Source organism: Nocardioides sp. 31GB23, from assembly GCF_040012395.1.
GTDB classification, from domain to species: domain Bacteria; phylum Actinomycetota; class Actinomycetes; order Propionibacteriales; family Nocardioidaceae; genus Nocardioides; species Nocardioides salarius.
The window spans coordinates 1-24,022 of sequence record NZ_JBDYKJ010000072.1; the positions used below are offsets into that span (position 1 = coordinate 1).

The window sequence follows — 24,022 nt, forward strand, 5'->3', positions numbered from 1 at the left end:
GTAGGCGGGCGGGCCGCCGGGGGCGGGCACTGGCGGCCCGCAGGCGGGTCGGCGCACCGGCCCACGGGCGGCTCGGTTGGGCGGGCCTGGTGCGGGGTGGGACCATGGAGCCATGAGCGAGACTTCCCTGGCCGAGCACGACCTGGCCGCCCTGGTCGACGACTGGATCGACTGGGCCGAGGCGGCGCGCCGACTCGAGGTCAGCGTCGGCAAGGTCCGCACGATGATCCGTACCCACGAGCTGGCGGCCGCGGTGCCGGTGCCGGGGGAGGGCCAGAAGATCCCCGCCCTCTTCATCGACGAGGAGGAGCGGCTGCCCGTCAAGGGCCTGCCCGGGCTGCTGACCGTGCTCCACGACGGTCGCTACGACGACCGCGAGTGCATCGCCTGGCTGTTCCTCGACCAGACGCTGCCGGGCCGGCCGATCGACGCGCTGCGCGAGAACCGCGGCTCCGAGGTCAAGCGCCGCGCCCAGGCGATGGCGCTCTAGCCCCCAGCAGGAGCCGACGAGGACCTGAGCAGGAGCCGACGCCGTGGTCTACCGGATCTCTCCCGAGAACGTCCGCCCCCCGCGCGGGGGACCCTCCGGCGCGCTCGCCATGGTGCTGGTGCTGGCCCTGGCCGTCGGCATCTGGCTGCTGGCCGGTCGCGACCCCGGCAGCTCGACCTTCGGCGGCCAGGACCCCGACCAGCGCACCGCCCCCTCCGGGGAGGTCGCGCCCGTCGACCCGGTCAGCGGGCTGCCCTACGTCTCTCCCGTCGACCTGCCGCTGCGGGTCATCGACCTGCTGGCCGACGTCGACACCGGCGCCGACCTGCCCGCCGGGGTGGTCCGGCGTCCCTTCCCCGACGCCGCGGGCGTCCTGCCCGCGCAGCCCGGCAGCCGCTACTACACCGAGTACGACGTCGGCGACGGCGCGCTGCTGGTCGCCGGCCCGCGCGGGGAGCGCTACTACAGCGACGACGCCGGGGCGACGTACGCCCGCATCGGCCCCTGACCCTCGCGTCAGACGACGCGCTGGGTGGCCGCGGCCGCGAGGGTGGTGAGGACCGTCCGGGCCTGGGGGTCCAGGCCGCTGCGCTCGAGCGAGTCGGTGGCGCGCCGGGTCAGCGCGGTGATGACCTCCTCGACCTGGGCCTGGGCGCCGGAGCCGGTGATGATCGAGCGCAGCCGCTCGACCTGGTCGGCGTCGAGGGGGCGGCCCAGGGCCCGGTCGAGCAGGGCCGCGTCGTCCCCGTCGGCCCCGTCGAGGGCCAGTGCGACCAGCACCGTGCGCTTGCCCTCGACCAGGTCGTCGCCAGCGGGCTTGCCGGTCGTGGCCGGGTCGCCGTAGACGCCCAGCAGGTCGTCGCGCAGCTGGAAGGCCTCGCCGAGCGGGAGGCCGAAGGCGCTCAGCTGGTCCATCGCGGCGGCGTCGGCGCCGGCGAGCGCCGCCCCGACCTGGAGCGGACGCTCGATCGAGTACTTCGCGGACTTGTAGCGCAGCACCGTCATCGCGGCGTCGACGTCGGCGCGGCCCCGGGCCTGCACCGAGACGTCGAGGAACTGCCCGGCGATCACCTCGGTGCGGCACAGGTCGAGCACCTCGAGGGCCGCGACCACGCGCGGCAGCGGCAGCCCGCAGCTGCGCAGCAGCTCGTCGGACCACGACAGCAGCAGGTCGCCGAGCAGGATCGCCGCGGCGGCGCCGTACTGCTCCGGGTCGCCGCGCCAGGCGTCGGAGCGGTGCTCGCGCTCGAAGGCGCGGTGCGTGGCCGGGCGCCCGCGGCGGGTGTCGGAGGCGTCCATCAGGTCGTCGTGCACGAGCGCGCTCGCGTGCAGCAGCTCGAGCGCGGCGCAGGCGCGCACCAGTGCCTGCTCGTCGACCGGTGCGGCCACGGCCAGGTGGCCCCACCAGCAGAACGCGGCGCGCAGGCGCTTGCCGCCGGCGACCACGGCGCGGGCCTCGGCGAGCAGCCGCTCCGCGTCGGGGCCCAGCGGGGCCAGGCGGTCGGCCTGCCGGTCGAGGAACTGCTCCAGTGCGGCCTGGACCTGGTCGCGGAAGCCGTCGGCGTCCCAGGTGGTGGAGGCCGCGGGGGCGGGGGAGTCGCTCACCGCATCACAGTAGGAGACGTACCCAGAACTGGCGCCGTTGGGTGGACGCCCACCCCCAGGTGCGCAGGCGCTCCATAGAATCGGCGCCATGACCATCGGCCGCGGACGTGCGCTCACCGACCTGATCGCTGCGGGTGGGCGCTCCTTCTCGTTCGAGTTCTTCCCGCCCAAGGACGAGGCCGGAGAGGCCCAGCTGTGGGACGCCGTGCGCGCGCTCGAGCCCTACGACCCGACCTTCGTCTCGGTCACCTACGGCGCCGGCGGCAGCAGCCGCGGCACCACGGTGCGCCTGACCGGACGGATCGCACGCGAGACCTCGATGCTGCCGATGGCCCACCTGACCTGCGTGGGGCACACCCGCACCGAGCTCGAGCAGATCCTCGACGAGTACGCCGCCGCCGGCGTCCACCACGTGATGGCCCTGCGCGGCGACCCCACCGAGGGCCCGCGCGCCGAGTGGACGCCCACCGAGGGCGGCCTCGACCACGCCGACCAGCTGGTCGAGCTGGTCGCCGCCCGTCGCGAGTTCCGCATCGGCGTCGCGGCGTTCCCCGAGCGGCACCCCTCCTCGGCCTCGCTCGAGCACGACGCCGACGTGCTGGTCGCCAAGGCCCGCGCCGGCGCCGAGTTCGCCGTGACCCAGATGTTCTTCCGGGCCGCCGACTACTTCTCGCTCGTCGAGCGGGTGCGTGAGCGGGGCGTGGACCTGCCGATCCTGCCGGGCATCATGCCGATCCTGAACCTGCAGGCGATCCGCCGCCAGGGCGAGCTGATCGGCACCGACGTGCCCGCCGACGTGGTCGAGCGCATCAGCGCCCACGACGGCGACCCGGTCTCGATGCGCGCCGAAGGCATCACCCAGGCCGCCGAGCTGTGCCAGGAGCTGCTCGAGGGCGGAGCACCGGGGCTGCACTTCTACACGCTGAACCGGTCGAAGGCCACGCGCGAGATCTTCGAGAAGCTCGACGTCCGCCCCTGACGGGCCGGCAGGGGCCGTGGCCGTCGCCGCGGTGTCAGGCGGGTCCCACGCACTGGGCCACCAGGGCCGCCGACAGCCCCACGAAGGGCAGCCCCGCGCCCGGTGTCGCGTGCGCGCCGGCGGCGTACACACCGGGCACGGGCGTGTCGGGGCCCAGGCGGCGCTGCACCGTGGCTCGGCCCTGCCACAGCAGGCCGAGCGGTGAGCCGCCCCAGGCCTCGACGAGGTCGCGCGGGGAGCGGTCGACCCGGGTGACGACCTGGCCGCGCACGTCGATGCGGTGCCGTGCCAGCGCGACCAGCACGTCCTCGGCCAGGCGGCCGCGGCCCTGCACGGTCCAGGCGGCGCCGCCGTCGGGGGCCTCGCCGCCGGTGCGCACCACCAGCGTGGGGTCGCCGTGCAGCACGAGCTCGTGGGGCACCTCGGGCAGGTCACCGCTCAGCCCCACGTGGCACACGACGGGCGGGATCGCCGGCATGGTGCGCTCGACCAGCCGGGCCAGTGCCGGCAGGCCGCGGGGGTCGATCGCGCAGACGACGACGTCGGCGTCGACCTCGCCGTCGTCGGTGCTGACCGCCACGGCCCGGCCGCCGCGCACCACGACGTCGCGCACGACGGTGCGCAGGCGCACGTCGACCCCGCGGGTGCTCATCCGCGCGGCGAGCACCTCGCCGACCCGTGCCATCCCGCCGGGCACCGTCCAGGACCCGAAGCGCTGCTCGAGGTAGGCCACCAGGCCCATCCAGGCGGGGACGTCGCGGACGGCGTGGCCGTCGGTGACGAAGGGGTGGGCCGCGACGTCGCGCAGCCGGTCGTCCTTGAGCGTGCGGCGCAGCCGCCGCTGCAGGGTCTCGCGCGAGCCCAGCCGCTCCTTGAGGTCGGCCGGCAGCGAGGCGCGCTCCCACGGCTGCTCGAGGTAGTGGCGGCGCAGCACCTCCCAGTCGTCGGTGTAGGCCGCGACGTGGTCGAGCCACGCCTGGCCCTGGCCGGGGGAGAGCTCCTCCACCGCCCGCAGCTGCCCCGAGCGCGACCCGCCGGGCAGGGCCAGCTCGGAGCCGTCGACGAAGCGGTGCGTGCGCACCGTCTCCAGCGCGACCAGGTCGAGCTCGCGCTCGAGCGGGCGCCCGGTCTTGCGGAACAGGTCGCGCAGCACCGCGGGAAGCAGCGTCGACGTCGGGCCGGCGTCCCAGCGGTAGCCGTCGGCGTGCACCGAGCCCAGGGCCCCGCCGAGGGTCGCGGCACGCTCGAGGAGGGTGACGTCGTGGCCGGTCTTGGCGAGCCGGCCGGCGGTGGCGAGGCCGGCGTACCCGCCCCCGACCACCACGACCCTCGCCACGGGCACAGACTAGCCAGGCGGCTCAGGCCGGCGGGGCCTCGACGTCGACGACGCCCGCGCCGGTCATCTGGCGCAGCTCCTCGAAGGAGGTCGAGAAGACGGCGGCGGGGTGGCCCGCGGCCGCCCAGACGACCTCGTGGCGCGCCAGCCACTCGTCGAGGTACGTCGGCACCGGCGCCGGGTGGGCGAGGGGGGAGACCCCGCCGATCACCTGCCCCGTGTGCTCGCGCACGAAGTCGGGGCCGGCCCGGGCGAGGCGCTCGACCCCGATGCGCTCGGCGAGCGCCCGCACGTCGACCCGGTGCGCGCCCGAGGTCAGCACCAGCACCGGCGAGCCGCCGGCGTCGAAGAGCAGGCTGTTGGCGATCGCGCCCACCTCGCAGCCCAGGGCCTCGGCGGCCAGCGCGGCGGTGTGGACGGCGTCGGGCAGGACGACGACCTCGCCGTGCCCACCCAGGCGGGCCAGCTCGGCGCGGAACCGGGCGATGCCCGGGTGCTCGGTGCTCATGGCTGCGACCCTAGAGTTCGCACCGGGTGCCCCGCACCCGGCTGCCGCCCCCGGACCACGAGACCACGCACGAGACCACGCACGAGAGAGGGCCGTCATGGACGACGACCGCCTGGAACGACCGCGCGCGCTGAGGGCGTGCCTGCGGCTGCACCTGGTGCTGCTGGCGCTGGGGGCCCTGACCGTGGTCCTGACGGCGGTGCTGCGCGACGACCTGGTGCTCAACTGGGCGCGGGGGCACCGCTCGGCCGCCGAGATCCTCGAGCGGCAGGGTCTCGACTACCTGATCGAGGAGCAGCCGATCGCGGTCCCGCAGTTCTTCCCGGTCGCCGCGGTGCTCTTCGTGGTGATGGCGATGCTGATGGGGGTGCTGCTGGTCTTCTTCCGCAACGGCCACCACTGGGCGCGGGTGTGCCTGGCGGTGCTGGTGGTGATGACGGCGGTCGCGACCCTGAGTGGCATCCGTGTCGAGCCGCCCCAGCTCTTCGTGGTGCTCAGCTACCTCTCGCTGGTGGTCGAGGTCGCGATCCTGGTCACCATGTTCCACCCCGACACCGACCGCTACCTCAGCGCCACGCACGACCGGATCGCCGCCTCCTGAGCCGCCGGCGGCGCTCCTCCACAGGGCCCCGCCACGATCCTTGACCCACTGTCGGTGGGGGCGTGTACCTTGGGAACAAGTTCGAACACAGATTCGAACATGCTCCCGGCGGGGGCGACCTCGACCCCGCCTCCGCTGGGGGCTCCAGGCGGACCTGGCGCCCGGCGCGCCGGAGAGGTGGCAGTGATGGAGCTGATGCGACGCTACGACGAGCCCGTCGAGGTGCGGTGCGGCCAGCTGGCCGGCGCCGAGACGATGGTCCCCGAGCAGTTCCTGTGGCGCGGGCGGCTCTGGAAGGTCCGCTCGGTGCTGGAGCACTGGGTGGAGACCGGGGAGTGGTGGCGCCACGCCGGCGTGCGGGCGGTGCTGGGGTCCGAGGAGCCCGCCGACGGCTCGAGCGCCGAGCGGCCGGCCCGCCCCCGCCCGCTCGAGGAGCTGCTCGCCGAGCGCGCGCTGTGGCGCGTCGAGGCCGGGCGTGGTGCCGCGGTGCGCGGGGCCGAGGACACCGGCGGGGTCTTCGACCTCGCCCTCGACGTCGACGCCGGGCAGTGGCTGCTCGTCGGCTGCGCGGACTGACGGGGTGCCGGTGATGACCCGCTCCTCCTTCTCCGCGCCCGTGCCGCACCCGCAGGCCCTGCCGGTGACCACGCACTCCTACCTCGCCCGGGCCGCGGCGTCGCTCAGCGAGGCGATGGCCACCCCCGAGGTCCCGGCCCGCTACGCCGGGGCGCACGTGTCGGCGCTGCGCTCGGCCGCCGCCCTGCTCTCCGCGCGGGCCCGGCCCGCCGGTCCGCGCCGCCGGGCCCAGAAGAACGCCTGGGTGCTGCTGGCCGAGGTGGCCCCCGAGCTCGCCGAGTGGGCAACGTTCTTCTCCGCCGGCGCCGCCAAGCGGGCCGCGGCCGAGGCCGGCTCCTCGCGGGCGGTCACCGAGCGCGAGGCCGACGACCTCGTCCGCGACGCCGACCGGTTCCTCGCCGTGGTCGAGCAGTGCCTGGGGCTGGTGCCGCACCCGCCGCTCCAGGAGCGCATCGCCCGCGCCGGGTGAGGCAGGCTGGGCCCATGCCTCCCGTCCTCGCCCCGCGTCGGCTCGGCGTCCTCCTCCTCGTCGGTGTCCTGGGGCTGCTCCCGGCCTGCGCCGGCCAGGAGCCCGCCGAGGAGGCCGGGTCCGCGGGCGGGGCGCGCACGTTGCTCGACCCCGTCGCGACGGCCGGCGCGACCGGCGTCGCGCAGGCGCTGGCCAGCCCCGACGGCACGGCGCTGAGCGTGCGGGGGCACCTGGTCGGCCAGCCCGTCGCCCCGGGCGAGGTGGTGCGCGGCCCCTTCTCCTCCGACCTGGCGCTCGCGGTGGCCGACGACCCGGGGGAGCGCGACCCGGCGCGGATGCTCCTGGTCCAGCTGCCCGCCCCGCTGCGCAGCACCTGGGGCCTGGCCTCGCACCCCGAGCTGCTGGGTGCGGAGGTGGTGCTCGGCGGCGAGCGGGCGTCGTACTTCTCGGCCGCCGGGCTCAAGCAGGTCGACGCGGTCGCGCTCGTCGGCGCCGCGCCACTCACCCCGGCCCCGAGCGCCGCCGGCGACCTGCCCGCGGTGGTGCAGGAGTACTACGCCGACGCCGAGGGTCGCTCCGGCGACGACCTGGCTCGCGCGCTGCACGAGATCGTCTCGACCGACGTCGAGCGGCTGCGCTACGACGAGCTGTGGGAGGCGCTGCGCGACACCGACGCCGACCCCGCAGCGCCCGGTCGCGTGATCGAGCTCTACACCGGCGACAGCGTGCCGGGCGACGCCAACGGTGGAGACCCCGAGGAGTGGAACCGCGAGCACGTGTGGCCGCAGAGCCGTGGCGGGTTCGGCACCGCCGCGGGCCCCGGCACCGACCTGCACCACGTGCGCCCGGCCGACGTCAGCGTCAACGCCGACCGCTCCAGCCTCGACTTCGACGACGGCGGCAGCCCCCAGGGCGAGGCCGCCGACACCTACCGCGACGCCGACTCCTGGGAGCCGCGCGAGGCGGTGAAGGGCGACGTGGCCCGGATGGTGCTCTACATGGCGGTGCGCTACGAGGGCGGCGACGGCTTCGCCGACCTCGAGGTCTCCGAGCAGGTGGGCCGGCGCGACCTCGACGCGCTGGGCCACCTCGGTCGGCTCTCGACCCTGCTGCGCTGGCACGAGCAGGACCCGCCCGACGCCTTCGAGCGCGCCCGCAACGACGCGATCTTCGAGACCTGGCAGGGCAACCGCAACCCCTTCGTCGACCGTCCGGAGTGGGTCGCCGCGATCTGGTGAGGGCGGGTTGGCGCCGGGGACGCGGCGGGGTTAGGCTGGATGTCTTCTCGAACATGAGTTCGAGAAGATTGTCGTCAGGGTCGAGCCGACGCGAGAGGTGGACCGACCCGTGCCCGACCCGTTCCCGCACCTGCACGTCGCCTCCGGCTACTCCCTGCAGCACGGCGCCTCGCTGCCGCACCTGCTGGTCCAGCGCGCGGCCGACCACGGCATGGACCTGCTGGCGCTGACCGACCGCGACGGCACCTACGGTGCGGTGAAGTTCGCCAAGGCGTGCCTGCAGGCCGGGATCAGCCCGGTCCTCGGGGTCGACCTGGCCCACCGCCCGGCCCCCGTCGAGGGCCGGGCGCCGGTGCCCGGGCGCGGGCGCACCCCGGTGCGGGGCGGCGTCTTCCGCGACCCGCGGCTGCCCCGGGTCACCCTGCTGGCCCACGCCGCCGGCCCCGGCGGCGGGCGGGGCGGCTGGGCCGCGCTGTGCCGGGTGCTCTCGACCACCCACCTCGCCGGCGAGCGCGGCACCCCGGTCCTGGACCCCGAGGACCCCGAGGTCGCGGCGCTGCTCGGCTCCGGCGACCTGGTCGTGCTGCTCGGCCCCGCCTCCGAGGTCGGGGCCGCCCTGGAGCGCTGGCGGGCCCTGGTGCCGCGCGAGAACCTCCAGGTCGAGGTGGTCTCGCACCGCCTGGCCGGCGACGGCCCCGGCTCGACCCGGCATGCCGCCCGGATGCTCGCCCTGGCCGAGGAGAGCGGCGCGGGCTCGGTGCTGACCAACGCGGTGCGCTACGCCGATCGCAGCGACGCCGCCACCGTCGACGTGCTCGACGCCGCCCGGCGCCTGGTCGCCCTCGACCGGCGCCACGTCGACCGCGGCAACGCCGAGGGGCACCTGAAGTCCGGTCCGCAGATGCGCGAGGTCGCCCACGAGGTCGTGGCCCGCGCCGGCGCCGGCACCGGGCGCGAGGCGCTGCGCCTGCTGGCCCGCACCCGGGCGCTGGCCGAGCGCTGCGCCCTCGACCCGCGTGCCGACCTCGGCCTGGGCGAGGTGCACTTCCCCGAGTTCAGCCTCTCCACCGACCACCCCAGCGCCGACGTGGCGCTGCGCGCACGCTGCGAGGGCGCCATCGGCGACCGCTACGGCAGCGGCGGGCTCGCGGTGGTGTGGAAGCGGCTCGACGACGAGCTCGCGGTGATCGGCGAGCTCGGCTACGCGTCGTACTTCCTGACCGTCGGCGACGTCACCGACCTGGTCAAGCAGATGGGGGTGCGGGTCGCCGCGCGCGGCTCGGGGGCCGGCAGCCTGGTCAACTACCTGCTCGGCATCTCCGGGGTCGACCCGATCCGCCACCAGCTGCTGATGGAGCGCTTCCTCTCGCCGCTGCGCCAGGCGCTGCCCGACATCGACGTCGACGTCGAGTCCGACCGGCGCACCGAGGTCTACGAGCGCATCCTCGACCGCTACGGCGGCGAGCGCTGCGTGTGCGTCTCGATGATGGACACCTACCGGGTGCGCCACGCGGTGCGCGACGTCGGCGCCGCGCTCGGCATGCCGCCGGCCGAGACCGACGCGATCGCCAAGGCCTTCCCCCACATCCGGGCCCGCGACGCGCGGGCGGCGCTGGCCGAGCTGCCCGAGCTGCGCGCCAGCGGGCTGGGCGAGGCCCGGCTCGACCTGATGTTCCAGCTCGTCGAGCGCCTCGACGGGCTGCCGCGCCACGTCGCGGTGCACCCGTGCGGGGTGCTGCTCTCCGACGCGACCCTGCTCGACCGCACCCCCGTCGAGGCGTCGTACGCCGGCTTCCCGATGAGCCAGTTCGACAAGGACGACGTCGAGGACCTCGGCCTGCTCAAGCTCGACGTGCTCGGCATCCGGATGCAGTCGGCGATGGCGCACGCGCTCACCGAGGTCGAGCGGGTCGAGGGGGTGCGCATCGACCTCGAGGACGACCAGCAGGTGCCCTTCGACGACCCCGCGACCTACCGGATGATCTCGGCGGCGCGCACCCTCGGGGTCTTCCAGATCGAGTCGCCGGGCCAGCGCGAGCTGGTCGGCAAGTCGGGCATCGAGACCTTCGAGGACATCATCACCGACATCTCGCTCTTCCGGCCCGGGCCGGTCAAGAGCGACATGATCACGCCCTACCTCGAGGTCAAGCACGGGTGGCGCGAGCCGCGCTACCTCCACGACGACCTGCGCCCGATCCTGGCCCCGACCCGGGGCGTGGTGGTCTTCCACGAGCAGGTCATCGAGATCATCGGCTGCTTCACCGGCATCTCCTACGCCGAGGCCGACGAGAAGCGCCGCGCCCTCGGCGACGCCGAGGGGATGGCCCAGACCCGGGCCTGGTTCTTCCCGCGCGCGCTGGGACGCGGCTACCCCCTCCCCGTGGTCGAGGAGGTGTGGAGCGTGCTGGAGGCCTTCGCCTCCTTCGGCTTCTGCAAGGCCCACGCGGCGGCGTTCGCGCTGCCGACCTACCAGTCGGCCTGGCTCAAGGCGCACTGGCCGGCGCACTTCCTGTCCGGGGTGCTGACCCACGACCCGGGGATGTACCCCAAGCGGCTGATCCTCGAGGACGCCCGCCGCCTCGGCGTGGCGGTGCTCGGGCTCGACGTCAACGCCTCCGAGCAGGCCTACGTCGTCGAACGGGTCGAGCCCACCGGCGCCCACCCCGGCCCCGACGTCCCCGACGGCCGCCCCTGGGGCATCCGGCTGGCGCTGGCCGAGGTCAAGGGCATCAGCGAGGCCGAGGTCTCGCGCATCGTCGCGGCCCGGCCCTACCACTCGCTGCCCGACTTCTGGCAGCGCGCACGGGTCTCGCGCCCCGTGGTCGAACGGCTGGTGCTGGCGGGCGCCTTCGACAGCACCTACGGCATCGGGTCGGCGGGTGGCAGCGACGTACGCCGCCGGGGGGTGCTGACCCGCCGCGACCTGCTGCTGCAGGTCGCCGAGCTCGACCGCCAGGGACGGGCCCTCGAGCGGGCCTCGCGGGGGCGGGGGCTGGCCGGTCGCAAGACGTGGAGCGGCACCACCGCGCGTGCTCACCAGGTGGCCGAGGCCGCGGCCGCGCGCAACAGCACCGACCTCGGGGTGCGGGAGCGGGCGCAGGCGGGGGAGAGCGCCGCCGAGACCGACCGGCGCCGCGACCGGCGCCCGGGCGACCAGGCCGAGGACTACCGCGACGACCGCGGCGCCCCGGTGCGCGAGGGCGTGTGGGGCCGCTCGCTGGCCCAGGCCCGCACCGCCGCACCGCCGCCCCCGGTCGACTCGGTGCAGCTGAGCCTCGACCTCGGCGACGCGCCGGGGGAGGGCGGGGTCTCGGGCCTGCCCGAGATGACCGGTGAGGAGCAGATGCGCGCCGAGCTCGAGATCCTCGGCCTCGACGCCAGCCGGCACGTCGTCGACACCTACGGGCCCTTCCTCGACGCGCTCGGGGTGACCCGCAGCGAGCAGCTGCTGCAGCGGCGCAGCAAGGCCGAGCTGCTGGTGGCCGGGGTCAAGGTCGCCACCCAGACCCCGCCGATCCGCTCCGGGCGCCGGGTGGTCTTCCTGACCCTCGACGACGGCACCGGCCCGGTCGACGCGACCTTCTTCGAGGACGCCCAGGGCCCCTACGCCGCCACCGTCTTCCACTCCTGGCTGCTGGTGGTGCGCGGCGAGCTGCGCCGCACCGGCCACCGTGGGGTCTCGCTGCGCGCCACCGGCTGCTGGGAGCTGCCGGCCCTGCACGAGCAGTGGCGCCGCGGCGGCATCGAGGCGGTGCACGAGCAGATGGCGGTGGTGCCCGAGGGCTTCGGCGGCGTCGGCGTCGAGCTCGCCGGGCAGGGCGCGGCGCAGAGCCGGGCGCCGCGACCGGTGATGGCGCGCCCCGACGGGCCGGGTGCCGCGGGCGGCATGGGGCGCCGGCGCGTGCTGGTGCACTCCAGCGGCTTCCGGCTCTCGCCGTACGCCGACATCAAGCCCGCCGGCGAGGAGACCCGCGACGTGGCACGCAAGCTGTGGCACCGCAGCCCGGGGAGCCCGGGATGATCGGCGTGCCCGTGGCCCTAGGGTGGGTGCCATGTCCGCCAGCGACCGCCCCAGCGAACGTCCCAGCGAGCGCCGGGCGGCGGCCCGCACCGCCGTGGTGTGGGACGCCCTGCGCCCGCTGCTCGAGCAGTCCGGGCCCCTCGACGTCCTCGACATCGGCGGCGGCACCGGCGGCTTCGCCGTGCGCGTGGCCGAGCTCGGCCACCGCGTCACCGTCGTCGACCCCAGCCCCGACGCCCTCGCCTCGCTCGGGCGCCGCGCCCGCGAGCGCGGCGTCGAGGTCGCCGGGCTGCAGGGCGAGGTCTCGAGCCTGCTCGACGTCGCCGGCGCCGACAGCGCCGACCTGGTGCTGTGCCACGGGGTGCTCGAGCACGTCGGCGACCCCGCCACCGCCCTCGGCGTGCTCCGCGAGGCCGTGCGCCCCGGCGGCACCCTCAGCCTGCTCGTGGCCCAGCGCCACGCCGCGGTGCTGGCCCGCGCCATGGCCGGCCACTTCGGCCAGGCGCTCGCGCTGCTCGAGCCCACCGTCGACCCCGGCCGCGCCGGGCACCGCTACACCAGCGACGAGCTCGTCGCGCTGCTGGCCACCGCCGACCTGCACGTCGAGCAGGTCCACGGCGTGCGCGTCTTCGCCGACCTGGTCCCCGGCACCCTGCTCGACCTCGAGCCCGGTTCCACTGCCGCCCTCGTCGAGCTCGAGCAGGCGGTCGCCACGCGTCCCGAGTACCTCCCGCTCGCCACGCAGCTGCACGTGCTCGCCCGCTGAGCGCACCGAGCGCGCCGAGCCGGCGCTAGTTCCCGCCGAGCCGGCGCTAGTTCCTGCTCCGTGGTCGCGGTCCGCACCTGCTCGCTTCGCTCGCGGTGCTCGTGCCTCGCGCCTGGGTTCTCCGTGGCGCGCCGAGTCGGCGCTACTTCACGTTCCCCCGCTTCGCTCCTCCCGTGAAGTAGCGCCGACTCGGCTTCTTCTCACGTGCTGTGGTGGAGGATCGACATGACCTCCGCTGGCGCTCCGGCCACGCCGATCCTCCACATCGACATGGACGCCTTCTACGCCTCGGTCGCGGTGCGGGAGCGGCCCGAGCTGTGGGAGGTGCCGGTCATCGTGGGCGGGGGCTACCGCGGCGTCGTGCTCTCGGCCAACTACCTGGCCCGCGAGCACGGCGTGCGCTCGGGCATGCCGGCCACCCGGGCCCGGCGGCTGTGTCCGCAGGCGGTGGTGGTGGCGCCCGACCACGAGCTGTTCGGCCGGGTCTCGACGGCGGTCGTCGAGACCTTCCGCCGGGTCACCCCGCTGGTCGAGGTGGTCTCCCTCGACGAGGCGTTCCTCGACGTCAGCGGGTCCGTACGCCGCCTCGGGCCGCCGGCCGAGATCGCCGAGCAGGTGCGCGCCACCATCCACGACGAGCAGGCGATCACCTGCTCGGTCGGGGTGGCGGCCACCATCTCGGTGGCCAAGCTGGCCAGCAAGCGTGCCAAGCCCGACGGCGTGGTCGTGGTGCCGCCCGAGGGGATCACCACCTTCCTGCACCCGCTCGACGTCGGCGAGCTCTACGGGGTGGGGGAGAAGACCCGCGCCATGCTGCACCGCCTGGGCCTGGTCACCGTCGGCGACGTCGCGCACACCCCGGTGCGCACCCTCCAGCGCGCCGTCGGCGACCACCTCGGTCGCCACCTGCACGAGCTGGCGTGGGGCGACGACCGCCGTGAGGTGGTCGCCGGCTCCAGCGGGGCGTTCGGCCTCGGGGGCGGCGAGCCCGACCGGTCGATGGGGGCGCAGGAGACCTTCGGGCGCGACGTCGACGACCGCACGGTGGTGCTGCGCGAGCTGCTGCGCCTGACCAGCACCGTCACCGGGCGGATGCGGGTGGCCGGCGTCGCCGGGCGCACCGTGACGCTGACCGTGCGCTTCGCCGACTTCACCACCATCACCCGCTCGCGCACGATGAGCGAGGCCACCGACGTGACCCAGGAGGTCTACCGCACCGCCACCGCCCTGTACGACGCGCTGGGACTGCAGCGGGCCCGGCTGCGGCTGGTGGGGGTCCGGGTCGAGGGTCTCGCGCCCCGCGAGAGCGTGCACCACCAGCACGTGCTGGGCGAGCGCGAGCACGGCTGGTCGGAGGCCGACCGTGCCGTCGACCGCGCGGCCAGGCGCTTCGGCTCGGCCGCGGTGCGCCCGGCGAGCCTGCTCTCGTGAGCCGGTCCCATCCGTCCGGGGCGCCGCTGCGAACCACTTGACGACCGGCCCAGGACCCGGTCGCCGACCGGGGTCCTGACCCGCGCAGGGCCAAATTGTGTGAGCCGCCTACCGTGACGGCTAGGGCTTGCCTAGACTTGACGTGCCGACATCGACCAGACGTGTCGGTGCGTGCGTGACCCCATTGGAGGAACGGTGCCACTCTCGGAAGAGGAGCTGCGACTGCTCGAGCAGATGGAGCGAGCCCTCTCCGAAGAGGATCCCAAGTTCGCCTCCACCCTGCGCGGCACGTCGCTGCGCCGCGTCGCCCGCCGACGCGCGGTCGTGGCGGGGGTCGTCTTCGTGGTCGGCATCGTCGTCTTGATGACCGGCGCGATCACCCAGATCTGGCCGATCGGCATCGTCGGCTTCGTGGTGATGCTCGGCTCGGCCACCTTCGGCCTCAACGCCCTGCGCACCCAGACCCAGGCCGGCCCCGCCGCCCAGGCGGGTGCGCCCTCCGACGAGCAGGGCGAGCGGTCCTTCACCGTCATCGACGGTGGCCGCCGCACCCGTGGGCGCCAGCGCCGCGGTGGCGCCGGCGGCTCGAGCGGTGCCGGCTTCATGGACCGCATGGAGGAGCGCTGGCGCCGTCGGCGCGAGGAGAACGGCGGCTTCTGAGCCCCGCCCGACCCGCGACCCGGCTGGTGTGAACCGGCCGACTCGCGACCCGGCTCGTTCGAACCGGCCGGGTCGGCGTCAGCGCACGAGGTCGACGACCCCGCTGCGGTAGCCCAGCGACTCCGTCTCCGGCCCGCTCACCACGTCCGTACGCCGCGTGGGTCGCAGCAGCGTGCGCGGCAGCCAGGTGGCCCGGCGCCGGGCCCGGGGCGTGGTGCCCTCGTGGAGGGCCACGACCACACGGCGGGCGTCGTCCTGCCGGTCGGGGCGCGACTCGTCGGCGCCCGGAGGGGCGTAGCGCAGCCGCTCGACGTCGCCGACGAGCCGGTGCAGCGAGGCGACCGCCTCGGGGGCCTGGCCGGCGCCGTGCCGGGGCCGCGGCCGGTCGTCGAGCGGGCTGCCGAGGTGGCCCACCAGCCCGGCGCCGGTCTCGTGCGGCGAGCGGCGGTCGAGGTAGGGCAGCCCCAGGTCGCGTGCGGTGTCGCGCAGCTCGTCCCAGATCGCCTCGGGGCCGGAGGCGAGGCGGTGCTCGCGGCGGCGGCGGCGTACGGCACGGGGGGCCAGGACCAGCCCGACCAGCGCCAGCGCGCCGAGCAGCCCGCCCAGCAGGGTGCCCCACGGGAAGCCGGGGTCGACGACGCCGGCCTCGTCGTCGGCCTCGGGGTCGAGCTCGTCGGGGGCCGCGCTGGGCTCGCCGTTGCGGTCGGGCAGCTGGTCCTCGGCGCGTCCGCTGGGGCCGCTGGGCTCGGGCTGCTGCAGGTCGACGGCCTCACGGGTGTAGGCCGGGACCGCGCCGGCGCGCGCGGGCGGGGTCGGCTCGAAGCGCACCCAGCCCGAGCCGGCGATGAAGAGCTCGGGCCAGGCGTGCAGGTCGTCGGAGGAGTACTCGTAGACGCCCTCGGCGATGCGCTGGGGCCGCAGGAAGCCGACCGCCACGCGGGCGGGGATGCCGAGCTGGCGGGCCATCACGGCCATGGCGCTGGCGAACTGCTCGCAGTAGCCGGTGCGGGCGTAGTCGCCCTCGAGGCTCAGGAACTCCTCGAGCTCGTCGGTGCCGTTGCCGGGCGGCACGTTGCGCAGCGAGTAGTCGAACTCCTGGCGGAACCAGTCCTGCAGGGCCACGGCCTTCTGGAACCGCGTCGGCGCGCTCGCGGTGACCTGGTTGGCCAGCTGTCGGATCAGCGGCGGCATGTCGGCGGGCAGGTCGGTGTAGGAGGCCGAGACCATGCCGACGGAGGAGGGGGCGTCGGCCAGCTCCTGGGCGGAGAGGTCGAGGTCGACCGAGGTCATCGACCAGCTGGCGCCGGTGAGGTCGAGGTCGGGGTCGCCGGCCAGGAAGTCCATCGTGGACTCGTCGTAGCGCCAGTCGCCCTGGGCCTCGACCCGGCTGACCGGCGCGAAGGTCGGCAGCCAGCGCGAGGAGAACGTGTCGTAGGCCTCGACCCGGTAGTCCAGGGTGCGGCGCGGCACCGACTGGTTGACACCGGTCAGGGCGGGCATGTCGCCGTCGGGGCGGTTCTCGAGCGGGATCTCCCGGTCGCCGGGGCTCCACTCGTTCTGGGAGAAGCGGTTGAGCACCGAGATCCGCAGGTACTCGGGGTCGACCTGGTCGGTGCGCACCGCCAGCAGCGGGGTGTCGTCGGGCCGGTGGAGGTCGCGCACCAGGTCGGTCATCGGGTTGTCGACGCTGATCTTGGTGTCCCCGCCCGGGCCGCGGCCGACGTCGAAGAGCTGCACGTCGAGGGTCGGCACCGCCAGCGGCACCACCACGGCCAGGGCGGTCGCCACCCCGCCGACCGCGAGCGCGTTGAGCCGCACCGTGGCGGTGTGCACGCCCAGGCCCGAGCCGGTGGCCAGCGGGTCGGGGCCGTCGTCGCCGAGGCTGCGTCCCCAGCGGGCGACCTGCTCGCTCTCCTGGAGGTAGAGCATGGTGACGAAGCCGAGCGCGGACAGCGCGAAGACCCACCAGGTCAGGTCGGTGGCGAGCAGGCTGACCGGCACGCTGTAGACGGCCAGCAGCGGCAGGCCGGCCAGCGGCACCCGCCGCAGCCCGCAGGCCAGGAGGTCGACCAGGACCAGGCACAGCAGGCCGCCGCCGATGAGCAGCGGCTCGACGGCGGCCTCGGCGGTGGGCACGGGGGAGGCGTAGACGACCGCGCCCTCGCGTGCCTCCGAGGCCGCGACGAGCAGCGCGTCCCAGGTCGAGCCCACCGGCAGCGGGGAGCCGACGACGACCCAGCTCAGGGCCATGGCCCCGCCCAGCAGCTGCAGCAGCAGCACCGAGAACGCACCCAGGCGTGACCAGCGCCCCACCGCCCCGATGCCCGCGACCAGCAGCGCGAGACCGAGCAGGGGGGACAGGAACAGCGACGGGGCGTCGGTGAAGCCGCGCCACGACAGGATGCAGACCCAGGTGGTCAGCGCGGCGGCGCTCGACTGGGCGAGACCGGCCCCGAGGCTGCTGCGGTTCCGGCTGCTCACGAGCCCACATCCGTCGTACGCCGCGTGCTCGCGCGCCCGGCCGAGCGTGCCCCGGCGCCGAGCTCCTGCCAGCGGGCCTCGACCCGGTCGCGGGGGCCCACGCCGGCGACCCGCCAGCCCTGCTGGGCCAGCAGCCCGGTGGCCGGGGCGGTCCCGGCCCCGGTGCCGACCCAGGCGTCGACGTCGAGGGCCAGCGCGAGCGCGCTGCCGTGCTGGGACTGCATGCGTCGCAGGACCGGTGCGTCGTGCTGCTGCACCGCGCCCAGGACCGCGACGACCAGGCCGCCGTGGCCTGCCTCGCCGAGCCAGGCGGTGTCGAGGCGGGGCGCCTCGACGGGGTGCAGGACCGCCAGCGCCTCCAGCAGGGGGGCGGTGCTCAGGTCGGCGCGGCGCTCGTGCCAGCCGCTGGCGCGGTCCTCGCCGGCGGCGGTGACCAGGCGCACCGCGAAGCCGCGGCGGGTCAGGTGCACCGCGACGGAGGCCGCGGCGCTCACGGCGGTCTCGAGGGAGGAGGCGATGCCCTCGCCGCGGTGGGCCGCGGCCCGGTTGTCGAGGAAGACCGTGGCCCGCGAGTGCCACGGCTGCTCCTCGCGGCGCACCATCAGCTCGCCCACCCTGGCCGAGCTGGGCCAGTGCACGCGGCGCAGGTCGTCGCCGCGGCGGTACTCGCGCACCGTGACGTCCTCGGCGCTGCCGGTGGCGAAGGCACGCGGGCGGTTGTCGCCCGACCCGCTCTCGGAGCCGCCGAGCGGGATCGGCGCCAGCACCACGGTGCGGGGGGTGACGGTCAGCGCCGAGGTGGTGTGGAAGGCGCGGCCGAGCTCGACGAGGCCGAAGGGGTCGCTGACCCGCACCGACATGGGCCCGACCTCGAAGCGCCCGCGCACGTCGGAGCGCACCTGGTAGCCGACCTGGCGGTGCCAGCCGTGGCCGATGCCCTCGAGCACGAAGCGGGGGCGGGTGCCGAGCACGTAGGGCACGTGGTCCTCGAGGAGCAGCACCCCGCTGGGGGTGCGGCCCTCGTTGCTCAGCGAGAGCGTCACCCGGGCCTGCTGGCCGGCGGTGACCAGGGAGGGGGAGGCGGTGCGCACCAGCGCGAGCCGGTAGCGGCTGCGGCCCAGCACCAGCGCGGTGACCAGGGGCAGCGCGAGCACGAGCACGCCGACCCGGGTCAGGGCCGGCTGGCCGAGCAGGACCGCGCACACCACCGCGGTGACGCCGGCGGCGACGAACGCCCGTCCGCGCACCGTCAGCCCGGCCAGCGCCTCCCTCACCGCGCCCGCCTCAGCGACGGGTGCCGTCGGGCACCGGCACGGCGGCGACGAGCCGCTCGAGGATCTCGTCGGTGCTGCGACCGTTCATCGAGGCCTCCACGCTGGGCAGCAGCCGGTGGGTCAGCACCCGGGGAGCCAGGGTGCGCACGTCGTCGGGCAGCACGTAGTCGCGGCCCTGCAGCGCGGCGTACGCCTTGGCCGCCCGCACCAGGTGCAGCGTGGCGCGGGGCGAGGCGCCCAGCACCAGCTCGTCGGTACGCCGCGTGGCCGAGGTCAGCGCGACGGTGTAGCGCTGCACGGCCTCGGCGACGAAGACCTGTCCGACGATCGCGGTGAGCTTGCGGATCTCGGCGGCGTCGGTGACGTGCTCGAGGTCGTCGAGGGGGTTGCCCTCGGTGTGGCCGGTGATCATCGCCAGCTCGGCGGCCTCGACGGGGTAGCCCATCGAGGTGCGCACCATGAACCGGTCGCGCTGGGCCTCGGGCAGCGTGTAGGTGCCCTCCATCTCCACCGGGTTCTGGGTGGCGATGACCATGAACGGCGTCTCGAGCTGGTAGGTCGCGTTGTCGACGGTGACCTGGCGCTCCTCCATGCACTCGAGCAGCGCTGACTGGGTCTTGGGGGAGGCGCGGTTGATCTCGTCGCCGACCACGATGTTGGCGAAGACGCCGCCGGGGCGGAACTCGAACTGGCGGGTGTCCTGGTTGAAGACCGACACGCCGGTCACGTCGGAGGGCAGCAGGTCGGGCGTGAACTGGATGCGGCGCACCGTGGAGTCGATCGAGCGGGCCAGGGCCTTGCTCAGCATCGTCTTGCCCACTCCGGGCACGTCCTCGATCAGCAGGTGCCCCTCGGCGAGCAGCACGACGAGCGCCGAGCTGACGACCTCGGGCTTGCCCTCGATCACGCGCTCGACGTTGGTGCGCACCCGCTTCATGACGCGCGCCAGCGTCTCGAGGTCGGCGCCTCCAGCGTTCGGAGATCCCACGAGCGGTCCCTTCCAGGTGGTGCCGGTGCCCGGCAGTGGGTTTCCACCGTATGCCGTCGCCGGCCCCCCGCACTCGGTGGAGCGCGGAGAGGGGGAGCGCGGGGGTGCGGAAGGGGTGGAATGTGGTTGACGGTGGAGGGATGTGGAGTAGAGTGGTGGAAAGTGGAGCAAGTGACCGTCCCGGGACTTGTCGACGTGGAGGTGCGATGTGTTCTTCATGGGCACCTACACCCCCAAGGTCGACGACAAGGGACGCCTCTTCCTCCCGGCCAAGTTCAGGGACGCACTGTCGGAGGGGCTCGTGATCACGCAAGGACAGGAGAACTGCCTGACCGTGTGGCCCGAGGCGACCTTCATGGCCGAGGCCCGGCGGGCCCAGGAGACCCCGATGACCAACAAGGACGCCCGCGACTACCGCCGCGTGCTGTTCGCGGGGGCCGAGCAGGGCACGCCCGACAAGCAGGGCCGCATCGGCATCTCGCCGATCCTGCGGGCCAGCGCCGGCATCGAGCGCGACGTGGTCGTGGCCGGCGTCGGTGACCGGGTCGAGATCTGGAACCCCCAGCGCTGGACCGAGTACTCCACCGGAGCCCAGGCCAAGTTCGCCGAGCTCGACGAGGCACCCCCGCTCTGAGCGGACGCTCCACCACGCACCACTCGCACCACCGCACGCAGACCACCAACAGAACAGTGATCCGCAGGGCCCGGTCTCGGCCCGCTCCCCACTCGTCTTCTGGGACACCTTCCCCGGCCCCAGACGACACCCGGTTCTGGGGCACCTTCCCCGGTTCCAGAACCCCTGAAGCACCGGCGAGCGGGCAGGGACCAGACCCTGCGGACCACCTGCACCCCGGATCGCCCCACCGGCGCTCCACCCACGCTCCACCTGCACCACTCCGCACCACCAGCCACCAGCCAGCACCAGCCAGCACCACGACGCAGCACTCTCCTGATGGGGTCGAGACCATGAGCAGCACCCAGGTCGACGGACTGACCGGCGCACCCGGCGCCCGGCCGGCACCCGGAGCCCCCGCGCCCCGGGTGCGCCACCAGGCCCAGGACGCGCTGCGTCTGATGGCGTTCTCGGCGGCCATGTCGCTCAGCGCGGCCGTGGCCTTCACGCTCCTGACGAGCCTGGGCCGCTGACGTGGCCGGCCCCTCGCACATCCCGGTGCTCCTCGACCGGGTCGTGGCACTGCTCGCTCCCGCGCTCGACCACCCCGGCGCGGTCCTCGTCGACTGCACCCTGGGTCTCGGCGGCCACTCCGAGGCGGTCCTCGAGCGCCTCGAGCACGCCCGCGTCGTCGGCATCGACCGCGACCCCGCCGCCCTCGAGCTGGCCGGGCAGCGGCTGGCGGCGTACGGCGACCGGTTCCGCGGGGTGCACGCGGTCTACGACGAGATCCCCGAGGTCCTCGACGAGCTGGGCCTCGACCACGTCGACGCGGTCCTCTTCGACCTGGGCGTCTCCTCGATGCAGCTCGACGTGCGCGAGCGCGGCTTCGCCTACGCCGAGGACGCGCCCCTCGACATGCGGATGGGCAGCACCGGCCTCACCGCGGCCGACGTGCTCAACACCTACTCCGCGGCCGAGCTGACGCGGGTGCTGCGCGACTACGGCGAGGAGAAGTTCGCCCGCAAGATCGCCGGGGCCGTGGTCCGCCGCCGCGAGAGCGAGCCGTTCACCACCTCGGCGGCGCTGGTCGAGCTGCTGTACGCCGAGATCCCGGCGCCCGCGCGCCGCACCGGCGGGCACCCGGCCAAGCGGACCTTCCAGGCGCTGCGCATGGAGGTCAACGACGAGCTCGCGGTGCTGCGCCGGGCGCTGCCGGCCTCCATCGAGGCCATCGGCGTCGGCGGCCGGGTGGTGGTGGAGTCCTACCACTCGCTGGAGGACCGGCTGGTCAAGCAGGCGTTCACCGCCGCGACCCGCTCCGAGGTCCCCGTCGACCTGCCCTTCGTGCCCGAGGGGAGCGAGCCGGCCCTGCGGCTGGTCACCCGCGGCTCCGAGAAGGCCGACGCCGCCGAGATCGAGGCCAACCCGCGCGCCGCCTCGGTGCGCCTGCGCGCGGTCGAACGCGTGCGACCCACCACGACCACCACCACCGGAAGGGGAGCCGCCCGATGAGCAGTCTCTACAGCACCCAGGGCGCCGCCCGCAGCAGCCGGATGCCGCGCATCGCCGGGGCCGCCGTCGAGCGCGCCCGGCTCAGCGTGGTGCCGGTCGCCCGCACCCGCGCCGCGAAGGTGCCCTTCGTCAGCCTGGTCACCGTGCTGCTGCTCGGCGGGGTCGTGGGGCTGCTGCTCTTCAACACCTCCATGCAGCAGTCGGCCTTCGCCGCCACGTCGCTGGAGCAGCGCGCCACCGTGCTCTCGGCGCGCCAGGAGGCGCTGGCCACCAAGCTGGAGCGGCTGCGCGACCCCCAGGAGATCGCGCGCCGCGCCCAGAAGATGGGCATGCAGGTGCCGGCCGCGCCGCTCTTCCTCGACCTGGACGACGGCTCGGTCTCCGGTGACCCCGCCGGCGCGACGCTCGGCGCCCGGCTGCCGCTCGACCCGCTGCCCCCGGCCCGGCCCTCCGAGCTCGACCCGGCCGCGACCGTGGTGACCCCGCCCGAGGGCGTGCTGGGCGACCAGCGTGGCGACGGCGCCGGCGGCGGTGGCGGCGGTAAGAACAAGCAGGACGAGAAGAAGCAGGACAAGGCCGACAAGAAGAACGACAAGGACAAGAACAAGAAGAACAAGAAGAAGAACAAGAAGAACGACTGACCCGCCGCCCCACCACGCCCGAGACACACCAGGAGCCCTCGTGCCCCCCACGCGCCCGACGCCGAGCCACGAGGTCGCGGCTCGCCGCGGCCACCCGCACTTCCGCCTGCGGGTCGGGTTCGTCCTGATCGCCATGGTGCTCTCGGTCTTCGCCGGCCGGCTGGTGCAGCTGCAGGGCATCGACCCGAAGGCCTACGCCGAGATGGCGGCGGCCGAGGGCATGGACGAGATGGTGCTGCCCGCCCAGCGCGGCGCGATCCTCGACCGCAACGGCGAGCCGTTGGCGCAGTCGGCCGACGGGCTGATGGTCGTGGCCGACCCGGCCCTGGTCAACACCGACGAGGAGGGCCGCGAGGTCGACCGGGCTCCCGAGCTCGCGAAGTTCCTCTCGGGCAAGCTCGACGTCGACTACTTCACCCTCCTGCAGCGCCTGCGCGCCGAGAGCCGGTTCCAGTACGTCGCCCGCGGCGTGCCCGCGGCGACCGCGACCAAGGTGGTCGACCGCGCCGAGGAGCTCGGCTTCGACGGTCTCTCGACCTGGCGCGACCCGGTGCGGGAGTACCCCGCCGACGACGTGGCCGCCAACCTGGTCGGCTTCCTCGGCACCCCGCTGGCCGACGGGACCCCGCAGCCGCTGGCCGGCTTCGAGCGCACCTTCGACGAGCTGCTCTCCGGCACCGACGGCTCGGCCCGCTACGCGATGGCCGCCGGCAACAAGCTGCCGCTCGGCGACAACACGGTCGTGGAGGCCCAGGACGGCCAGGACCTCACGCTGACCGTCGACCGCGAGCTGCAGTGGTACGCCCAGCGCGTGGTGCGCCAGACGGTGCAGCAGTCGCGCGGCGACTCGGGCCTGGCGGTGGTGATGGACTCGCGCACCGGTGAGGTGCTGGCGCTGGCCGACCACCCGACGTTCGACGCCAACGCCCCGCTGGCCTCCGACGAGGCCGACCTGGGCTCGCGCGCGGTCAGCGACGTCTACGAGCCGGGCTCGGTCTCGAAGGTGCTGACGATGGCCGGGCTGCTCGACGCCGGCAAGGTCACCCCGCGCACCCGCCTGACGGTGCCCGGCTCGCTGGCCCGCCAGGACCGCACCATCGGTGACTGGTTCCCCCACGACACGATCCGGCTGACCCTGGCCGGGGTGCTGGCCAAGTCGTCCAACATCGGCACCGTGCTGGCCTCCGACAAGTTCGAGGACGGCCAGATGCGCCGCTACCTGGCGGCCTTCGGGCTCGGCTCGGCGACCGGCGCCGGCGTGCGCGGCGAGTCGGCCGGGATCCTGCCCGACCCCTCGCTGTGGACCAGCCAGACCCAGGACCGCATCGCCTTCGGCCAGTCGGTGTCGGTGAACGCCCTGCAGATGGCCGCCGCCGTCAACACGATCGCCAACGACGGGGTGCGCGTCGACCCGAGCCTGGTGCGCGGCAGCGCGACCACCGACGCGGGGGAGCAGGTCGGCACCGACCAGGCCACCACCACCGAGGTGATCAGCGCCGAGGCGGCCCGCAAGACGGCGCTGATGATGGAGCGCGTCGTCGACCCCGAGGCCGGGGTCGCGCCCGGCGCCCAGATCCCCGGCTACCGGGTGGCGGGCAAGACCGGCACCGCGCAGCGGGTGGGCGAGGAGTGCCGCTGCTACGACGGCACCTTCACCGTCTCCTTCGCCGGCTTCGCCCCCGCCGACGACCCGCGCTTCACCGTCTACGTCGTCGTGCAGAACCCGCGCAACGGCGGCGGTGGCGGCTCGGTCGCCGGCCCCGCGTTCGCCAAGATCGCCGGCTACGCGCTGCGCCGCTACGCCGTCCCGCCCACCGGGACCCCCGCCTC

22 protein-coding genes are annotated in these 24,022 nt (G+C 75.0%); 16 read left to right on the forward strand and 6 right to left on the reverse strand.

The window, feature by feature from the left end; translation table 11 throughout:
* Positions 1 to 112: 112 nt before the first annotated feature.
* Together ABKW28_RS18785 and ABKW28_RS18790 are read left to right on the forward strand one after the other, a co-directional pair.
* Positions 113 to 490 carry an Rv2175c family DNA-binding protein gene (locus ABKW28_RS18785; protein WP_348612371.1) on the forward strand — a complete coding sequence of 126 codons (378 nt, stop codon included), beginning with the start codon at positions 113 to 115 and terminating at the stop codon, positions 488 to 490.
* A 43-nt stretch (positions 491 to 533) separates the two neighbouring features.
* Complete coding sequence (locus ABKW28_RS18790) at positions 534 to 998, forward strand: hypothetical protein (RefSeq protein ID WP_193670394.1); 465 nt, start codon at positions 534 to 536, stop codon at positions 996 to 998.
* A gap of 8 nt (positions 999 to 1,006) precedes the next feature.
* On the opposite strand, the gene ABKW28_RS18795 is transcribed toward ABKW28_RS18790, so the two are convergent.
* The gene (locus tag ABKW28_RS18795) at positions 1,007 to 2,095 is read right to left on the reverse strand and encodes a polyprenyl synthetase family protein (protein ID WP_348612373.1); all 1,089 of its coding nucleotides are present in this window, start codon (positions 2,093 to 2,095) and stop codon (positions 1,007 to 1,009) included.
* Between the two features lie 88 nt (positions 2,096 to 2,183).
* On the opposite strand from ABKW28_RS18795, the gene metF reads away from it, so the two are divergent.
* A complete protein-coding gene (metF, locus tag ABKW28_RS18800; RefSeq protein ID WP_193670393.1) occupies positions 2,184 to 3,074 on the forward strand; it encodes a methylenetetrahydrofolate reductase [NAD(P)H] in 891 nt (296 codons plus the stop codon).
* 34 nt (positions 3,075 to 3,108) lie between these two features.
* On the opposite strand, the gene ABKW28_RS18805 is transcribed toward metF, so the two are convergent.
* Together ABKW28_RS18805 and ABKW28_RS18810 are read right to left on the reverse strand one after the other, a co-directional pair.
* Positions 3,109 to 4,410: an FAD-dependent oxidoreductase gene (locus tag ABKW28_RS18805; RefSeq protein ID WP_348612375.1), complete on the reverse strand. Its 1,302-nt coding sequence runs from the start codon at positions 4,408 to 4,410 to the stop codon at positions 3,109 to 3,111.
* A 22-nt stretch (positions 4,411 to 4,432) separates the two neighbouring features.
* A complete protein-coding gene (locus ABKW28_RS18810; RefSeq protein ID WP_193670391.1) occupies positions 4,433 to 4,918 on the reverse strand; it encodes a YbaK/EbsC family protein in 486 nt (161 codons plus the stop codon).
* A gap of 97 nt (positions 4,919 to 5,015) precedes the next feature.
* Here ABKW28_RS18810 and ABKW28_RS18815 point away from each other — a divergent pair, with 97 nt between their 5' ends.
* The 8 genes from ABKW28_RS18815 to ABKW28_RS18850 all read left to right on the forward strand — a co-directional run bounded on the left by ABKW28_RS18815 (position 5,016) and on the right by ABKW28_RS18850 (position 14,680).
* Positions 5,016 to 5,519 (forward strand): hypothetical protein, encoded by a 504-nt coding sequence (locus tag ABKW28_RS18815; protein ID WP_341231027.1) that lies wholly within the window; start codon positions 5,016 to 5,018, stop codon positions 5,517 to 5,519.
* Between the two features lie 186 nt (positions 5,520 to 5,705).
* Positions 5,706 to 6,095 carry a DUF6504 family protein gene (locus ABKW28_RS18820; RefSeq protein ID WP_341231028.1) on the forward strand — a complete coding sequence of 130 codons (390 nt, stop codon included), beginning with the start codon at positions 5,706 to 5,708 and terminating at the stop codon, positions 6,093 to 6,095.
* A 13-nt stretch (positions 6,096 to 6,108) separates the two neighbouring features.
* Positions 6,109 to 6,564 (forward strand): SAV_6107 family HEPN domain-containing protein, encoded by a 456-nt coding sequence (locus ABKW28_RS18825; protein WP_348612377.1) that lies wholly within the window; start codon positions 6,109 to 6,111, stop codon positions 6,562 to 6,564.
* A gap of 14 nt (positions 6,565 to 6,578) precedes the next feature.
* Positions 6,579 to 7,802 carry an endonuclease gene (locus ABKW28_RS18830; protein WP_348612379.1) on the forward strand — a complete coding sequence of 408 codons (1,224 nt, stop codon included), beginning with the start codon at positions 6,579 to 6,581 and terminating at the stop codon, positions 7,800 to 7,802.
* Positions 7,803 to 7,911: 109 nt separating this feature from the next.
* Positions 7,912 to 11,823 (forward strand): DNA polymerase III subunit alpha, encoded by a 3,912-nt coding sequence (gene dnaE / locus ABKW28_RS18835; protein WP_348612381.1) that lies wholly within the window; start codon positions 7,912 to 7,914, stop codon positions 11,821 to 11,823.
* Between the two features lie 31 nt (positions 11,824 to 11,854).
* Complete coding sequence (locus ABKW28_RS18840; protein WP_193670386.1) at positions 11,855 to 12,589, forward strand: methyltransferase; 735 nt, start codon at positions 11,855 to 11,857, stop codon at positions 12,587 to 12,589.
* A gap of 225 nt (positions 12,590 to 12,814) precedes the next feature.
* Positions 12,815 to 14,020, forward strand: coding sequence for a DNA polymerase IV (gene dinB, locus ABKW28_RS18845; protein WP_348612383.1), 1,206 nt, complete (start codon positions 12,815 to 12,817; stop codon positions 14,018 to 14,020).
* 195 nt (positions 14,021 to 14,215) lie between these two features.
* On the forward strand, positions 14,216 to 14,680 hold the full coding sequence (locus ABKW28_RS18850) for a DUF3040 domain-containing protein (RefSeq protein WP_193670384.1): 465 nt from the start codon (positions 14,216 to 14,218) through the stop codon (positions 14,678 to 14,680).
* Positions 14,681 to 14,758: 78 nt separating this feature from the next.
* Here ABKW28_RS18850 and ABKW28_RS18855 read toward each other — a convergent pair whose 3' ends face one another.
* From ABKW28_RS18855 to ABKW28_RS18865, 3 genes are read right to left on the reverse strand one after another with little or no spacing between them, the layout of a single operon-like run.
* The gene (locus tag ABKW28_RS18855) at positions 14,759 to 17,161 is read right to left on the reverse strand and encodes a DUF3488 and transglutaminase-like domain-containing protein (RefSeq protein WP_193670383.1); all 2,403 of its coding nucleotides are present in this window, start codon (positions 17,159 to 17,161) and stop codon (positions 14,759 to 14,761) included.
* Positions 17,158 to 18,435 carry a DUF58 domain-containing protein gene (locus ABKW28_RS18860; RefSeq protein ID WP_348612385.1) on the reverse strand — a complete coding sequence of 426 codons (1,278 nt, stop codon included), beginning with the start codon at positions 18,433 to 18,435 and terminating at the stop codon, positions 17,158 to 17,160. Before ABKW28_RS18860 ends, ABKW28_RS18855 begins: the two co-directional genes overlap by 4 nt.
* Before the next feature lie 10 nt (positions 18,436 to 18,445).
* The gene (locus ABKW28_RS18865; RefSeq protein WP_348612393.1) at positions 18,446 to 19,372 is read right to left on the reverse strand and encodes a MoxR family ATPase; all 927 of its coding nucleotides are present in this window, start codon (positions 19,370 to 19,372) and stop codon (positions 18,446 to 18,448) included.
* 259 nt (positions 19,373 to 19,631) lie between these two features.
* On the opposite strand from ABKW28_RS18865, the gene mraZ reads away from it, so the two are divergent.
* The 5 genes from mraZ to ABKW28_RS18890 form a co-directional block, all read left to right on the forward strand.
* Positions 19,632 to 20,057, forward strand: a complete 426-nt coding sequence (mraZ, locus tag ABKW28_RS18870; RefSeq protein ID WP_193670381.1) for a division/cell wall cluster transcriptional repressor MraZ — start codon at positions 19,632 to 19,634, stop codon at positions 20,055 to 20,057.
* Positions 20,058 to 20,389: 332 nt separating this feature from the next.
* Entirely contained in the window at positions 20,390 to 20,569 is a 180-nt protein-coding gene (locus tag ABKW28_RS18875; RefSeq protein ID WP_193670380.1) for a hypothetical protein, read from the forward strand.
* Position 20,570: 1 nt separating this feature from the next.
* Positions 20,571 to 21,551 (forward strand): 16S rRNA (cytosine(1402)-N(4))-methyltransferase RsmH, encoded by a 981-nt coding sequence (gene rsmH, locus ABKW28_RS18880; RefSeq protein WP_348612387.1) that lies wholly within the window; start codon positions 20,571 to 20,573, stop codon positions 21,549 to 21,551.
* Positions 21,548 to 22,192, forward strand: coding sequence for a hypothetical protein (locus tag ABKW28_RS18885; protein ID WP_348612389.1), 645 nt, complete (start codon positions 21,548 to 21,550; stop codon positions 22,190 to 22,192). The genes rsmH and ABKW28_RS18885 overlap by 4 nt, the downstream gene beginning before the upstream one ends.
* A 40-nt stretch (positions 22,193 to 22,232) precedes the next feature.
* The coding region (locus ABKW28_RS18890) for a penicillin-binding protein 2 (RefSeq protein WP_348612391.1) at positions 22,233 to 24,022 on the forward strand (1,790 nt) is incomplete at its 3' end.